This is a genomic window from Sphingomonas sp. SL1004 (assembly GCF_057815015.1).
Window position 1 is genome coordinate 882,433 of sequence record NZ_JBYMUX010000001.1, and the last position, 14,600, is coordinate 897,032.

Here is a 14,600-nt window from a genome sequence, read left to right on the forward strand (position 1 = left end):
ATCCGCGGCCGACTCTAGAACGTTTATCGCGATAACTAAAAGGACCATTCGGTATGTCGATCGACGTGAAGTACAGCACCAAGGCCACTGCAACCGGTGGTCGCGATGGTCATGCCCGCTCCGAGGACGGTCGGTTCGACGTCGCCTTGTCGACGCCCAAGGAACTGGGCGGCGCAGGCGGCGACGGCAGCAATCCCGAGCAGCTGTTCGCAGCGGGCTATTCCGCATGCTTCATCGGCGCGCTCAAGGTGGCCGGCCAGCAGCTGAAGATGAAGGTCCCTGATGATGCTGCGGTCTCCGCGATCGTCGGGATCGGTCCGCGTGCGGCCGGCGGGTTCGGCATCACCACCGACCTGACGGTAACGCTGCCGGGCCTCGATCGCGATCAGGCGCAGCAGCTGGTCGATGCGGCGCACCAGATCTGCCCGTATTCCAACGCGACGCGCGGCAATGTCGACGTCGGCCTTACGCTGGCATGACCATGGTGCGGCGGATGGGTCGTCCATCCGCCGCGACGCGCCAGTCCCCCGTGGACCGCGGCGTTCCCGGACGGCCCGAAGTCTTCACGCCGCCTGGTAGCCGAGCACGAAGGCGATCACCGTCTCGACCGGCATCTCGCAGGGGCGAAGTGCCGGTCGATCGTTCGTCAGCCGGTAGAGGTTGAAGCTCACGCGACCCGGCCCGCCAAGTTCCTCGCCCCAAAGCCAGTTCCGCCGACGGTCTGCGGATACGTCCAGCGTCACGCCCCAGCGGCGGCCATCATACCGGCCTTCGCTGTAGCCGATCGGGACTCGGTCGAGCGCGGCGAGGAACGCGTCCATCCGGTTACCCGTGCCGTTACAACGTGTCGATGATGCCGCCATCGACACGCATCGCCGCCCCCGTGGTCGCCGACGCGAGCGGCGAGGCGAGGAAGACGACGAGGTTCGCGACCTCCTCGACCGTCGCGGCGCGCTGGATGAGCGAACCCGAGCGATGCTCCTGTACGAATGCGGCGGCGACCTCCTCGATCGGCTTGCCGGTCTTGGCGCGTTCGGTTTCCAGCATCGCCTGGACACCCTCCGACAGCGTCGGGCCGGGCAACACCGAGTTCACCGTGACGCCGGTGCCGGCCATCCGCTTGGCGAGACCGCGGGCGAGCGCGATGTCGGCGGTCTTGCTGACGCCGTAGTGGATCATCTCGACCGGGATGTTGATGCCCGACTCCGACGACAGCATCAGGAAGCGTCCCCAGCCGTTCGCCGCCATGCCGGGCAGATACGCCCGCGCGAGGCGCACGCCGGCCATGACGTTCACCTGCCAGTGCCGATCCCAGGTCGCGTCGTCGACGTCGAAGAAATCGGCGGGCTGGAAGATGCCGAGATTGCTGACGACGATATCGGCATGCGGCTCGGCGGCGACCAGCGCGTCATGCCCTTCGGCATTGCCGAGATCGGCGGCGACGCCGCGGGCGCTGCCGCCCAGCCGTGCGACCGCGGCGTCGACCTTGGCCTGCGTGCGCCCGTTGACGATGATGGTGGCGCCTGCATTGGCGAGGCCTTGTGCGATGCCGAAGCCGATGCCTTCCGTGGAGCCGGTGACGAGCGCGGTCTTGCCGGTGAGATCGATGATCATTGTTTGCTGTCCTGAAAGAAAGTCGAAGGGGAAGCGCATCGGCTACGGCTTTGTTTCCGATGCGCGGGAAGAGGGAACGTCAGGCGGGGACGGCGTGCGGTCGTCGGCCACGGATGGCGACGAAGGCGATGGCTATCGCCGCCAGGGGAAACAAGGCGGCGGTCCAGGTGATCGCGCCGAGCCCGATCCGGGCGAGCGCGACGCCGCCGATCCACGCGCCGATCGCGTTGCCGAGGTTGAACGCGGCGATGTTGACGCTCGACGCGAGACTTTCGCCTGCGCCGCGCGCGTTCGACATCACCCATAGCTGCAACGGCGCGACGGTCGCGAACGCGGCAAAGCCGAGCGCGGCGACGGCAACGAGGGCGCCTGCCTTGGTGGCGAGCAGCGGACCCATTACCAGCAGTACGACGAGCAACGCGATCAGGCTGGCGAATACCGCCGGCACCAGTGCCTTGTCGGCGACGCGACCGCCGGTGAGGTTGCCGAGCACCAGCCCGGCTCCGAACAGCAGCAGGATCGGCGAGATTGCGCTGGCAGCAAAGCCCGTGCGCTCGATCAGCAGCGGCGCGATATAGGTGAACACCGCGAAGACGCCGGCATAGCCAAGCACCGTCGTTGCCAGCCCAAGCAAGACCGGTCGCTGCCCCAACATGCGGAGGTCGCGGCGCCAGTCGGCTTCGGCGGGCGGCTCTCGGTCGGCCGGCACCGCGGCGGCGATCACCGCGAACGCGACGACGCCGATCACCGACACTGCCCAGAAGGTCGCGCGCCAGCCGGCTTGCTGGCCGAGCCATGTGCCCATCGGCACGCCGAGGATGTTGGCGACGGTCAACCCGGTGAACATGATCGCGATCGCCGACGCCTTTTTCTCAGGCGGTACGAGCTGCGTCGCGACGACCGATCCGACGCCGAAGAACGTCCCGTGCGCGAGTGCCGCGACGACCCGCGCCGCCATCAACAGGCCATAGGTGGGCGCGATCGCACAGGCGATGTTGCCGACCACGAAGATCGCCATCAGCGCGAGCAGCACCTGCTTGCGCGGCCAGCGTGCGGTGGCGACCGTCAGGATCGGCGCACCGACGACGACTCCCAGCGCATAGCCGGAGATCAACAGGCCAGCGGCGCTGGTCGAGACGTGCAGGTCCGCGCCGACGTCGAGCAGCAATCCCATGATGACGAATTCGGTGACACCGATGCCAAAGGCACCGGCGGTGAGCGCGAGCAGCGCAAGCGGGGGGCGGGAGCGGGTCATGTTCATAGTTATGGCATCGATGGCATCGATGAATTAGACGGAGCCGCGGAACATCATCTGTGAAGCCTGGGAACAGTCATGGCCAAGGAACCCAATCGTGCGGCTGAGATGGCGGTCTTCGTCCGGGTCGTCGAAGCCGGCGATTTCTCGGGTGCGGCGCGAGCGCTGGGGTTGAGCCCGTCGGCGGTGAGCAAATTGGTCGCGAGGCTGGAGGCTCGGCTCGGCACGCGGCTGCTCCGGCGATCGACGCGACGACTGGCGCTGACCGCCGAGGGTGAAGCTTTTCATGCGAGGGCGGCAACGATCCTGTCCGAGATCGACGCGGCGGAACGCGAGGCGGGCGGCGCGCGACTGCCCGCCGGTCGCGTGCGGATCGCGAGTAGCGCGTCCTATGTCGCACATGTTCTCGCGCCGATCCTGCCGGATTTCCTGGCGCGCTATTCGGAGATCGCGATCGATATCGTCCAGAGCGACGCGATCAGCGACCTCGTCGCCGATCGTACCGACCTCGCGATCCGCGCCGGGCCGCTGGTGGATTCCACCCTGATCGCGCGATCGCTGGGAGAAACGCCGTTGATCGTCGTTGCCGCGCCGTCCTGGATCGACCGGCACGGCTTGCCCGCCACACCCGAGGATCTTGCCGCGCACGCTCGCCTCGGCTTTTCCTACCCGCGCGCTGCCGGCAACTGGCTGCGACCGTCGCGGCAGGATACCGACCGGGTCCAGGTCAACGACGGCGAGGGCATACGGCACCTAGCGCTCGCGGGCGTGGCGCCCGCGCGCCTGGCCGGCTTCACCATTCGCGACGATCTGGCGACCGGGCGGCTGGTTCGACTCCTGCCAGGCCTGCCGGTCGCCAGCGAACCGTTCCACGCGATCTATGTCGGCCGGTCCGATACGCTGCCGCAGCGCGTTCAGGTGTTGCTCGACGAACTCACGGCGCGCGGTATGGTCGGCTAGGTTCGCTTTACCGCGCAAACCGCTGCAAGGGGGGCCGCGCGCGATTGGGCGACCGAATGGAGACAGACGATCTTTAGCCTTATTTTCGCGATGCCGTGCCTGCTCGTCATCATCCGCTGGCTGCTGCCCTTGGCGCTGCCGTTCTGGGCGAAGGGCGGCCTGGCGATCCTGCTGATGGTGGCCGCGCAATATCATTTCTGGAGCCGGCTCTCGTCCGGGTCGGTGTTCGCGCCTGAATTCCCGCGCGCGATCGTGATCCTGTTCAACTGGGCGTTCGGTGCGATCCTGTTGCTCGCCGTCCTGCAGATCATGCTCGATCTCGGGACGTTGGCGACGATGCTGGCCCGGCGAAGCATGATCCACGTACCCGATGGCGTACGGTATGGCGCGGCCGGTCTCGCAGCCCTGCTCGCGGCCATCGGCGTGGCCAATGCCGTGCGCGTACCGCCGGTCGTGGATGTCGAGGTCGCTATCCGAGACCTGCCGCCGGCCTATGACGGGTATAAGGTGCTGCAGCTTACCGACCTCCACATCAGCCGCCTGTTTCCAGCCGGCTGGGCACGCAAGATGGTCGCGCGGGCGAACGGGGCGGGGGCCGACCTGATCGTCGTCACCGGCGACTTCATCGACGGATCGGTCGCGATGCGCCGTGCCGACGTCGAACCGCTCCGCGATCTGCATGCGCCGGACGGGGTGTATGCGATCCCCGGCAACCACGAATATTTCTTCGATTACGACGACTGGATGCGGCATTTGGGCGCGCTGGGCATGCGGATGCTGCCCAACGCCCATGCGGTGCTCGCTCGCGGCGATGCAAAGCTGGTGATCGCAGGCGTCACGGATCTTTCGGCGCCCGGTGCCGGCAAACCCGGTCCCGACCTGACTGCGGCGCTTGCAAACGCCCCCCCCGGCGCGCCCGTCATCCTGCTCGATCATCAGCCGAGAGCGGCACGCAGTGCAGCCGCCCACGGCGTGGCGCTTCAGCTGTCCGGCCACACCCATGGCGGCATGATCGCGGGGCTCGACCGGCTGGTCGCGCCGGCCAATGGCGGGTTCGTATCGCGGCGCTACGATGTCGACGGGATGACGCTGTACGTGAGCAACGGCACGGCTTTGTGGCCGGGCTTCGCGCTCCGTCTCGGTCGACCATCCGAGATCACGCGGATCACGCTTCGCCGGGTAGCGCCTTGATGAAGTCGAGGAACGCGCGGAGCGGGGGCGGGACGAGGCGGCGACCCGAATAATAGAGGAACGGTCCGGAGAAAGGCTGCCACCAGTCCTCCAGCACCGGCTCCAGCGCGCCGCTCGCGAGATGGGGCCCGAGCCAGTCTTCGAACAGCGTGACGATCCCGACCCCCGCGACCGCCATGTCGACCGCGAGATCGATCCCCCCGCCGACGCTGACCACCAGCGGCCCCTGCGGTTCGACGCGCACGATCTCGCCCTCGCGCTCGAACTCCCACGGCGTGGTCAGCGCACCGCTCGCGAACCGGCCGCGCAGGCAGGCATGCGCGAGCAGGTCGCCGGGATGCGCTGGGCGGCCGTGACGATCGAGATAGGTAGGCGAGGCGGCGGTCGCAAAACGCTGGATCCGCGGACCGATCGGCACCGCGATCATGTCCTGCTCCAGCCGCTCGTCATACCGGATGCCCGCGTCGCACCCCGAGGCCAGCACGTCGACGAAGCTGTCGTCCGCGACGATTTCCAGCTGGATTTCGGGATAGGCGGCGAGGAAGTCCGGCAGGATCGCGGGCAACACCAGCCGCGCGGCGCTGACCGGCACGTTGAGGCGCAGCTTGCCCGCCGGACGATCGCGGAAGCCGTTCACCGTGGCGAGCGCCGCCTCCACTTCGTCGAGCGCGGGCGACAGCCGTTCGAGCAGCCGCGCGCCGGCCTCGGTCGGCGCGACGCTGCGCGTGGTGCGGTGAAGCAGGCGGACGCCGAGCCGTGTCTCGAGCCGGCGTACCGCCTCGCTCAAGGTCGAGGGACTGACACCACCGATCCGCGCGGCATCGCGAAAGCCCCGTGCACGGGCCACCGCGAGGAACGCATTCAAGTCGGCAAGATCGACGCTCATTGTTCGGTATCCCGCACAGCCCGTGCGGATAGTGGTGGATTATCGACGCGATGCGCAAGGTCTATCTGGGGGACATCAAGGAGACGGGCATGCACATGATCGATCAAGCCGGTACTTATTCCCTCGGCGACTGGACCGTGAAGCGACTTGGCTACGGGGCTATGCAACTTGCCGGGCCCGGTGTCTTCGGGCCGCCGCGCGACCATGACGGCGCGGTCGCGGTCCTTCGCGCGGCAGTGGCAGCAGGCGTGGATCACATCGACACCAGCGACTTCTACGGTCCGCACGTCACCAACCGGATCATCCGCGAGGCGCTGTCGCCTTATGCAGACGACCTGACGATCGTCACGAAGATCGGCGCGAGACGCGGCGAGGACGGATCGTGGCTGCCGGCGTTCGGCGCGGACGATCTCGCACGCGCGGTCGACGACAATCTCCGCAATCTCGGATTGGAAACGCTCGACGTGGTCAATCTGCGGATCATGTTCGGTGTTCACGGGCCTGCCGAAGGTGCGATCGGCGAGCAGGTGAAGGTCCTCGCCAACCTCCAGCGGCAGGGGCTGGTGCGTCATATCGGCCTGAGCAACGTCACCCCGCGGCAGGTGGAGGAAGGGCGCGGCATCGCCGAGATCGTCTGCGTGCAGAACCAGTATAATCTCGCGCACCGCGACGACGACGCGCTGATCGATACGCTCGAGAAGGACGGCATCGCGTATGTCCCGTTCTTCCCGCTGGGAGGCTTCAGTCCGCTGCAATCGGCGACGCTGTCCGAGGTGGCTAACGAACTGAATGCGACGCCGATGCAGGTCGCGCTGGCCTGGCTGTTGCAGCGCGCGCCGAATATCCTGCTTATCCCGGGGACTTCGTCGGTTGGGCATCTGCAGGAAAATCTGGCGGCGGTCTCGCTCGTGCTTTCGCGGGATGCAGTCGCTGCGCTGGATGGCATTGCCGGGGCGCGTTCGGCCGACTGAGGCATGCCTGCGTCGGCGAGGGGCGGACGTTTCGCCTGGGTTCGTTCGCGAACCTGTCCTAGAGAACACGCCCAGGCCGGCGACCGGAACGAAGTCGACGCCGCGATCGGAGGATAGGCATGCGCGTGAAGACCCGATGACCCCGGCCGACTTTCGTCTCGTCGCCGCCGCGCTGTTCGGGATCGCGCTTGCGGTGGGGCTGATCGTAAAGGGGCGGCTTCATCCCTTCATCGGCCTGTTATGCGGTGCGTTCGCGGTCGGGCTGGTCGCCGGCCTGCCGCTCGGCGATACCGCGAAGGCGGTGCAGAAGGGGGTCGGCGATATCCTCGGCGGCACGGGGCTGGTGGTGGCGCTCGGCCTGTCGCTCGGCGCGATGCTGCAATTGTCGGGCGGCGCCGCGGCGCTCGCGCAGACCGGGCTCAGGTTGACCGGGCCGCGCGCCGCACCTTGGGCCAGCATGGCGATCGCGATCGTCATCGGCCTGCCGTTGTTCTTCGAAACGGGCCTCGTCCTGCTGCTGCCGATCGTTGCGGCGGCGGCGGCGTCGCTCCCCGAGGGCGAGGGCAAGGATCGCGCGAAACTGCGGCTGATGCTGCCGGCGCTTGCCGGCCTGTCGGTGGTGCATGCGCTGGTCCCGCCGCATCCGGGGCCGTTGCTCGCGGTCAACGCGCTCGGCGCGGATCTCGGCAAGACGATGATCTACGGCATCCTGATCGCGATCCCGACCGCCGCGCTGGCGGGACCGGCGCTGGCGTTGCTGACCGCGCGCGGTGTGCGGCTCACGACGCCGGTGATCGAGGCGCCAAGCGTGCAGGTCACACCGCCCAGCCTCAGCGCGGCGCTGTTCGTGGTGCTGCTGCCGGTGCTGTTGATCGCGTCGGGCGAGCTTGGCCAGGTGGTGCCGGGCGCCAGCGGATCGCCGTGGCTGACCGCCGCAAGCAATCCGGTGCTGGCGTTGCTGCTCACCAACCTGATCGCGCTGCCGCTGCTGTTCGGCCGGCGGCTGCGCGAGGCGGCGATCCAGGAGGCTGTGTGGACCGATACGATGCGGTCGGCGGGCGCGATCCTGCTCGCGATCGGGGCAGGCGGCGCGCTGAAACAGGTGCTGGTCAGTGCCGGCCTGTCGGACCTGCTGGCACGGCTGGCATCGTTGCAGGCGATTTCACCGTTGCTGCTCGGCTGGCTGATCGCGGTGGCGATCCGGATCGCGACCGGCTCCGCGACCGTCGCGACGATCACCGCGGTCGGCGTGATGCCCGGCGTCGTTGCCGCGACGGGCGCTTCGCCAGAACTGGTGGTGCTGGCGATCGGATCGGGATCGGTGTTCTTCAGCCACGTCAACGATCCCGGCTTCTGGCTGGTGAAGGGGTATCTCGGCACCAGTACGCAGGACACGTTCCGGACGTGGTCGCTGCTCGAAACCGCGATCTCCGTGGTCGGGCTGCTGCTGGTGATCGCGGTGAGCTACGTCGTCGGGTGATGCCGCTATTACGATTCCGCAGGCATGACCGAATCGACCCAGGCCCAGGTCATGGCCGACAGAGTCGCCGGCGACGCCTGCGCATCGAGAATGAGCGCGCATTCGTCCGGGGTCGGGCGTTCCAGTGTCGCCAGCTGGCTGTCGAGCAGGCTCGGCGGCATGTAATGGTCGCGGCGATGCACGAGCCGGCGGGAGAGCTCGGTCGGATCGGTGTCGAGCAGCACGAACAGCAGCGGTACGCTTGCGGCACGCGACAATCGCACGCGGTAGCTGTGCTTGAGGGCGGAACAGGCGGCGACCGCGAGCCCGTCGGCGTCGACCGCGGCACCGATCGCCGCGCCGACCCGGTCGAGCCAGGGCCAGCGGTCCGCATCGTCCAACGCCTCGCCCGCGCTCATCTTGGCGACCGCGTGCGCGTCGTGAAAACTGTCGCCTTCGAGGAAGCGGCAACCGGCGGTTGCGGCCAGCGTGGTGCCCAGCGTCGATTTGCCGCTACCGCTCACCCCCATGACGACGATCGCGCATGGTCTCAATTTGAGCGAAGAAACCGTTGTAATGCTCGGGTCTGACTGCACATTTCCTCGCTTGTCGAGCGTCCCTGTCGACGCCTGGCCAGCTTGCGTAGCACGATCAGGCGGTTGCCGCCTCGCGCTCGCCGGTTTCCGCCTCTGAGTCCTTCGTCTCGGGCATGGCGACGAAATACAGCGCGAGTCCGGCGCCTGCAATCGCGGCGAGCGTGAGGAAGCTCGTCGTGTAGCCGGCCCAGACGATGATCGCGCCGGCCAGCGTCGCCGACAGTGCCGCACCGAGCCCCTGCGCGCTCGCCACCGCGCCCTGGCTGACGTTGAAGCGGCCGGTACCCCTGGTCAGGTCGGCGATCACGACCGGGAACAGCGCGCCGAAGATGCCGGCGCCGACGCCGTCCAGCGCCTGCACGCCGACCAGCCACCACGGATCGTCCGACACGGTGTACAGCGCACCGCGCGCGGCAAGGAAGGCGAACGCGACGAGGAACAGCGGCTTGGTCCCCCACCGATCGGCGTTGCGACCGACGACGATCGCGACCGGCACCATCACCAGCTGCGCGGCGACGATGCATGCCGCGGTCAGCGAGGTCGCCTGATCCTTGCCGACGGTCCGCGCGAGCAACTGGCTGACCGAGGTCAGCATCGCCGCGTTGGCGAGGTGGAACAGGAAGGCGGTGACCGCGAAGATCATCAGCGGCTTGTTCTCGATCAGCGTCTTCCACCCGCTCGGTTCCTCGCAATCCTCGTCCGGTTCGCAGTCGAGCCCGCGCGCGACCGCGTTGTCGATCTCGCCATTGTCGATCCGCGACGCGGTGACGATGCTGGCGACGGTCAGCGCAGCCATCAGCCAGAAGACGACGACCGGACCGAACTTCCAGGCGAGAACGCCGGCCAGCGCGGCGGATACCGCGTTGCCGGCGTGGTTGAACGCTTCGTTGCGGCCGACCCGCTTGGTGAACAGCTTCGGCCCGACCAGCCCCAGCGTGATCGCCGAGATCGCCGGTGCGAACACCGCGCCGGCAATCGCGGCGATCGACTGGGTCACGGCGACCGCGGTGAACCCGGAGACGATCGGCAGCGAGATGCTGCTCAGCGTCACGAGCAGCGCCGCGATCATCACGATCCGCGGCTTGTTCTTGCTGCGATCGATCAGGCTGCCGGCGGGCGTCTGCGACAGCAGTCCGACGATCCCCGCGATCGTCAGGATGACGCCGACGGTGGCCTCGTTCCAGCCATGCGCAGGCCCGCGCACCGCGACTAGGTAGATCGCCAGATAGGGACCCAGACCGTCGCGGACGTCGGCGAGGAAGAAGTTGAGGGCGTCGAGCGTCCGGTTGCCCGTCCTGGTTTGTCCCGTCCTGGTTTGTCCCGTCTTGGTCTGTCCCGTCTTGGTCGGCGCGGCCATGGATCGATTCCTGGAAAGAGTGTGACGGACTGACCGCTAAAGCTGCGGCGTCATGCAAAGTTTCCGTCGTCGAAAAATTTAGGCAATTCCAAGATTTGCCCATGATCTCAGACCGTAAACCGAAACTGAACGGTTTCGTTAAGCTTGAAAACATAACGTAAATGTCACGGAACGACAGTGGCTCCGCATCGCTGTCAGCGCGGCTCACGCCGATGCTTTCGCCACCCTTCCGGCCATGGATACCAACCGCCCGATGCCCGCCGAAATTCTTGCTAGATATGGAATCTGGGCGATCTGCCTCGCTGCGACCGCATGCGTGATCGTGCGTCCGTTCAAACTGCCCGAAGCGGTTTGGGCGGTCGGCGGCGCTGCGTTGCTGGTGCTGCTGGGGTTGATCTCGCCGCTCGGCGCCTGGAATGCGGTGCTGAAGGGCGGCGACGTCTATCTGTTCCTGATCGGGATGATGCTGCTGTCCGAGGCGGCGCGTGCGGAAGGGCTGTTCGACTGGGTCGCGGGCCATGCGGTGACGCTGGCGAAGGGCTCGACCAGCCGGCTGTTCGCGCTCGTCTTCGGCGTGGGTATCGTCGTGACGGTCTTCCTGTCGAACGACGCCACGGCGGTGGTGCTGACGCCGGCCGTTTATGCCGCGGCGAAGAAGGCGAAGGCGGATCCGTTGCCGATGCTGTTCGCCTGTGCGCTGATCGCCAACGCCGCGAGCTTCGTGCTGCCAATCTCGAACCCCGCCAACCTCGTGCTGTACGGTGGAGCGATGCCGTCGCTCGGGGCATGGATGGCGTCGTTCGCGTTGCCCTCGCTACTCTCGATCGTGGTGACGTTCGGCGCGTTGCGCTGGGTCGAACGCGATCGCCTGAGCGGGCGGTGCGAAACGGTGGTCGAGACGGCCATCGAGACGGGCGCCTTGCCGCTCGGCGGAAAGATCGCGCTCGGCGGCATCGTCTCGACTGCCGTGCTGCTGATCGTCGCGTCGGCCGAGGGGTATGACCTCGGCCTGCCGACCTGCCTGGCGGGGGGCGCGACGATCGTCGCCATCAGTATCGGCAGGCGCACGTCGCCGGTCGAGACGGTACGATCGGTATCCTGGGCGGTGTTGCCGTTGGTCGCCGGTCTGTTCGTGCTGGTCGAGGCGCTTGCCAGCACCGGCGTCATCGGGATGCTGGCCCGGTGGCTGTCAGCCGGTGCGGCGCAGGCACCCGCGCTGACCGCCGGTATCGCGGGCACGACGCTGGCGTTCGGATCGAACCTGATGAACAACCTGCCCGCCGGACTCATCGCGAGCACCACGCTGCAACAGGCGCATGTGCCGCAGATCGTCACCGATGGTCTGCTGATCGGCGTCGACCTGGGGCCCAATCTGTCGATCACCGGTTCGCTTGCCACCATCTTGTGGCTCACCGCGATCCGCCGCGAGGGTGAGGATGTCGGCTTCTGGCGGTTCCTGAAGGTCGGCGCCGTGGTGATGCCGCCCGCGCTCGCAGCTGCGCTCGGGGCGAGGTTGCTGATCGGCTGACCGGATTGGCGGTCAGCGCTCCATTGACAGTTGCGTATCCTCCAGCGCGAGATCGACCAACGCGCGCATGGCGTCGCTCGCACCGGTCGCGTCGCCCGCCGCGATCGCATCGTACACGCGGACATGGTCGGGGATCGGATTCCGGGGCAGGGCGCGGGCGCGCTGCTTGAACTGCGTCGTCCAGCTGACCGCGGCGCCGATGCTCGCGCTCAGCACGACCAGGGCGTCGTTGCGGGTCGCGTGAAGGATCGCGTTGTGGAAATCGCGATCGGCGGCGCGGCCGGCTTCGGTTGCCAGCGTATGCCGACGCATTGCCGCCAGCGCGTCCTTCATGATTTTCAGGTCGGCGCGCTCGCGACGCTGTGCGGCGAACGCGGCCGCGGCCGGCTCGACGACGCCGCGCAGTTCGAACAGGCTGCGGATCAGGCCGACATCGGGCTCGCCCGCGAATGCCCAGGCGAGCACGTCGGGATCGAGCAGGTTCCACCGGCTGCGCGGCAGTACGCGCGTGCCGATCTTCGGCCGGCTCTCGACCAGGCCCTTCGCGGTCAGCACCTGCACAGCCTCGCGATAGGCGCTGCGCGAGACGTCGAGCGTCTTGGAAAACTCGACTTCGCCGGACAGCGTGTCGCCGGGAACATATTCCCCCGACAAGATCGCCGTGCCGAGTTTATGCGCGACCGCCCCGTGCAACCGCCGCCCCGTACCCCGCGGTGTCCGCGGCGCCGACGCATCGCCGCTAGCATCCTCAATCGCTTCGATCTTCGTCATAGCGCCACTCCCTGCCGGAGACGTAACAGTCGAACTTCGATCAAGGAACGATAAAGATCACCAAACAGCGGCATCCCGCAAATGTAGGAGTAGAAACTGCGTATTTGGCGTCCTTTCGATCACGGCAGGTGCGATCGGTGACCAGTTGAGCTCAAAATGCTGCAGTGCAATGCACCCTGATTAAGGGCCGGCGCGTTTGGAGTTCGATCGCCATGTCGGTTGGAAGACCGGCGCGGCCTACCGCCATCGCCGGAGACCTTCATGTCCAAGACCATCATCGCCGACCTGTTCGCCGAAACGCTTCACCTCGCCGGCGTCGAGCGGATCTACGGCGTCGTCGGCGATAGTCTCAACGGCCTGACCGACAGTTTGCGGCGGCAAGGCAAGATCGAGTGGATCCATGTCCGCAACGAGGAGGCGGCGGCGTTTGCGGCGGGGGCCGAGGCGCAGTTGACCGGCAAGCTCGCCGTCTGCGCGGGGTCGTGCGGACCGGGCAACATGCATTTGATCAACGGGCTGTACGACTGCAACCGCACCCGCGTGCCGGTGCTGGCGATCGCTGCGCAGGTACCCAGCGGCGAGATCGGCTCGAACTATTTCCAGGAGACCCGTCCCGAAGCGCTGTTCCGCGAGTGCAGCGTCTATTGCGAGACCATATCGGATGCCGACCAGATGCCGCGCACGCTGGAAACCGCGATCCGGGCCGCTATCGGCCACCGCGGGGTTTCGGTCGTGTCGATGCCGGGCGACGTCGCACTCCGCCAGACCGACGGCGTGATCGCGCGCTCCGCCGCCGCGTTGCTGCCGTCGCTGGCGACGATCGTACCGGCCGAGGCGGATGTCGCACAGCTCGCCGCGCTGCTGAACGGCGCGGGCAAGGTGACGATCCTCGCCGGACGCGGCTGCAAGACCGCGCATCCGCAATTGCTGAAGATCGCGGCCGCGCTGCAGGCTCCGGTCGTCCATGCGCTGGGCGGCAAGGAGTTCGTCGAATACGACAATCCCTATGATGTCGGCATGACCGGGCTGATCGGCTTTTCGAGCGGGTACGACGCGATGATGAGCTGCGACGTGCTGCTGATGCTGGGGACCGACTTTCCCTATCGTCAATTCTATCCGGTCAAGGCGAAGGTCGCGCAGATCGACCTGCGTCCGGAGAATCTGGGGCGGCGCACCCCGATCGACCTCGGCCTGGTCGGCGATGTCGCCGCGACGATCGACGCGCTCTTGCCGCATCTGACAAGCGCGCGCGATGACGGCTTCCTGCGCTCGGCGCGCGAGAATTACGTCGAGAGCCGCAAGGGGCTCGACGATCTCGCACGGGGCAAGGCGGGCAGTGGCGTTCTCCATCCACAGCACGTCGCGCGTGTCGTCGACGAACTGGCCGACGACGATACGGTCTTTGCCTGCGACGTCGGTACGCCGACGATCTGGGCGGCGCGCTATCTGACGATGAACGGGAAGCGCCGGTTGATCGGCTCGTTCAATCACGGGTCCATGGCCAACGCGCTGCCGCAGGCGATCGGTGCGCAATCCGCCTATCCAAAGCGCCAGATCGTCTCGCTATCGGGCGATGGCGGGCTGGCGATGCTGATGGGTGAACTGCTGACGGTGCGCCAGTTGGGCCTGCCTGTGAAGATCATCGTGTTCAACAACGGCACGCTGGGCTTCGTCGAGATGGAGATGAAGGCCGCGGGACTGGTCGAGACCGGGGTGGCGCTCGACAATCCGGACTTTGCCGCGATGGCCCGCGCGATCGGCATTCACGGCGTGCGGGTGACCGATCCTGGCGAGGTCGAGGCGGGCGTGCGCGAGGTATTGGCACATCCGGGGCCTGCCTTGCTCGACGCCGTGACCGCGCGCACCGAATTGTCGATGCCACCCAAGATCACGTTGGAACAGATGAAGGGCTTCACGCTGTACATGGCTAAGGCGATCATCAGCGGGCGCGGCGACGAAGTGGTCGAACTCGGCAAGACCAACGCCGGTCTGCTCAGCCGATTCTTCTGATC

14 protein-coding genes are annotated in these 14,600 nt (G+C 67.2%); 7 read left to right on the forward strand and 7 right to left on the reverse strand.

Annotation, left to right across the window (positions count from 1 at the left end):
- Positions 1 to 53 precede the first annotated feature (53 nt).
- Positions 54 to 479 carry an organic hydroperoxide resistance protein gene (locus AC3D24_RS03955; protein ID WP_489028391.1) on the forward strand — a complete coding sequence of 142 codons (426 nt, stop codon included), beginning with the start codon at positions 54 to 56 and terminating at the stop codon, positions 477 to 479.
- A gap of 84 nt (positions 480 to 563) precedes the next feature.
- Here AC3D24_RS03955 and AC3D24_RS03960 read toward each other — a convergent pair whose 3' ends face one another.
- The 3 genes from AC3D24_RS03960 to AC3D24_RS03970 all read right to left on the reverse strand — a co-directional run bounded on the left by AC3D24_RS03960 (position 564) and on the right by AC3D24_RS03970 (position 2,869).
- Complete coding sequence (locus AC3D24_RS03960) at positions 564 to 821, reverse strand: hypothetical protein (RefSeq protein ID WP_489028393.1); 258 nt, start codon at positions 819 to 821, stop codon at positions 564 to 566.
- A gap of 16 nt (positions 822 to 837) precedes the next feature.
- Positions 838 to 1,614: an SDR family NAD(P)-dependent oxidoreductase gene (locus AC3D24_RS03965; RefSeq protein ID WP_489028395.1), complete on the reverse strand. Its 777-nt coding sequence runs from the start codon at positions 1,612 to 1,614 to the stop codon at positions 838 to 840.
- A 79-nt stretch (positions 1,615 to 1,693) separates the two neighbouring features.
- Positions 1,694 to 2,869, reverse strand: a complete 1,176-nt coding sequence (locus AC3D24_RS03970; RefSeq protein WP_489028397.1) for an MFS transporter — start codon at positions 2,867 to 2,869, stop codon at positions 1,694 to 1,696.
- Between the two features lie 78 nt (positions 2,870 to 2,947).
- Between AC3D24_RS03970 and AC3D24_RS03975 the strand changes: the two genes are divergently transcribed.
- Together AC3D24_RS03975 and AC3D24_RS03980 are read left to right on the forward strand one after the other, a co-directional pair.
- Positions 2,948 to 3,829, forward strand: coding sequence for a LysR family transcriptional regulator (locus AC3D24_RS03975; RefSeq protein WP_489028399.1), 882 nt, complete (start codon positions 2,948 to 2,950; stop codon positions 3,827 to 3,829).
- 90 nt (positions 3,830 to 3,919) lie between these two features.
- Positions 3,920 to 5,020, forward strand: a complete 1,101-nt coding sequence (locus AC3D24_RS03980; protein ID WP_489028401.1) for a metallophosphoesterase — start codon at positions 3,920 to 3,922, stop codon at positions 5,018 to 5,020.
- Here the strand turns inward: AC3D24_RS03980 and AC3D24_RS03985 are convergent.
- Positions 4,995 to 5,906, reverse strand: coding sequence for a LysR family transcriptional regulator (locus tag AC3D24_RS03985; RefSeq protein WP_489028403.1), 912 nt, complete (start codon positions 5,904 to 5,906; stop codon positions 4,995 to 4,997). The two genes, AC3D24_RS03980 and AC3D24_RS03985, sit on opposite strands and share 26 nt — an antisense overlap.
- Before the next feature lie 89 nt (positions 5,907 to 5,995).
- On the opposite strand from AC3D24_RS03985, the gene AC3D24_RS03990 reads away from it, so the two are divergent.
- Both AC3D24_RS03990 and AC3D24_RS03995 read left to right on the forward strand, forming a co-directional pair.
- Positions 5,996 to 6,877: an aldo/keto reductase family oxidoreductase gene (locus AC3D24_RS03990; protein WP_489028405.1), complete on the forward strand. Its 882-nt coding sequence runs from the start codon at positions 5,996 to 5,998 to the stop codon at positions 6,875 to 6,877.
- A 136-nt stretch (positions 6,878 to 7,013) separates the two neighbouring features.
- The gene (locus AC3D24_RS03995; RefSeq protein ID WP_489028407.1) at positions 7,014 to 8,357 is read left to right on the forward strand and encodes a GntP family permease; all 1,344 of its coding nucleotides are present in this window, start codon (positions 7,014 to 7,016) and stop codon (positions 8,355 to 8,357) included.
- Between the two features lie 8 nt (positions 8,358 to 8,365).
- Here AC3D24_RS03995 and AC3D24_RS04000 read toward each other — a convergent pair whose 3' ends face one another.
- Together AC3D24_RS04000 and AC3D24_RS04005 are read right to left on the reverse strand one after the other, a co-directional pair.
- The gene (locus AC3D24_RS04000) at positions 8,366 to 8,866 is read right to left on the reverse strand and encodes a gluconokinase (protein WP_489028409.1); all 501 of its coding nucleotides are present in this window, start codon (positions 8,864 to 8,866) and stop codon (positions 8,366 to 8,368) included.
- Positions 8,867 to 8,987: 121 nt separating this feature from the next.
- Positions 8,988 to 10,289 carry an MFS transporter gene (locus tag AC3D24_RS04005; RefSeq protein ID WP_489028411.1) on the reverse strand — a complete coding sequence of 434 codons (1,302 nt, stop codon included), beginning with the start codon at positions 10,287 to 10,289 and terminating at the stop codon, positions 8,988 to 8,990.
- A 253-nt stretch (positions 10,290 to 10,542) separates the two neighbouring features.
- Between AC3D24_RS04005 and AC3D24_RS04010 the strand changes: the two genes are divergently transcribed.
- Entirely contained in the window at positions 10,543 to 11,817 is a 1,275-nt protein-coding gene (locus tag AC3D24_RS04010) for an arsenic transporter (RefSeq protein WP_489028413.1), read from the forward strand.
- Positions 11,818 to 11,829: 12 nt separating this feature from the next.
- On the opposite strand, the gene AC3D24_RS04015 is transcribed toward AC3D24_RS04010, so the two are convergent.
- A complete protein-coding gene (locus AC3D24_RS04015) occupies positions 11,830 to 12,588 on the reverse strand; it encodes a FadR/GntR family transcriptional regulator (RefSeq protein WP_489028415.1) in 759 nt (252 codons plus the stop codon).
- A gap of 261 nt (positions 12,589 to 12,849) precedes the next feature.
- On the opposite strand from AC3D24_RS04015, the gene poxB reads away from it, so the two are divergent.
- Complete coding sequence (gene poxB / locus AC3D24_RS04020; protein WP_489028417.1) at positions 12,850 to 14,598, forward strand: ubiquinone-dependent pyruvate dehydrogenase; 1,749 nt, start codon at positions 12,850 to 12,852, stop codon at positions 14,596 to 14,598.
- Positions 14,599 to 14,600: the final 2 nt, after the last annotated feature.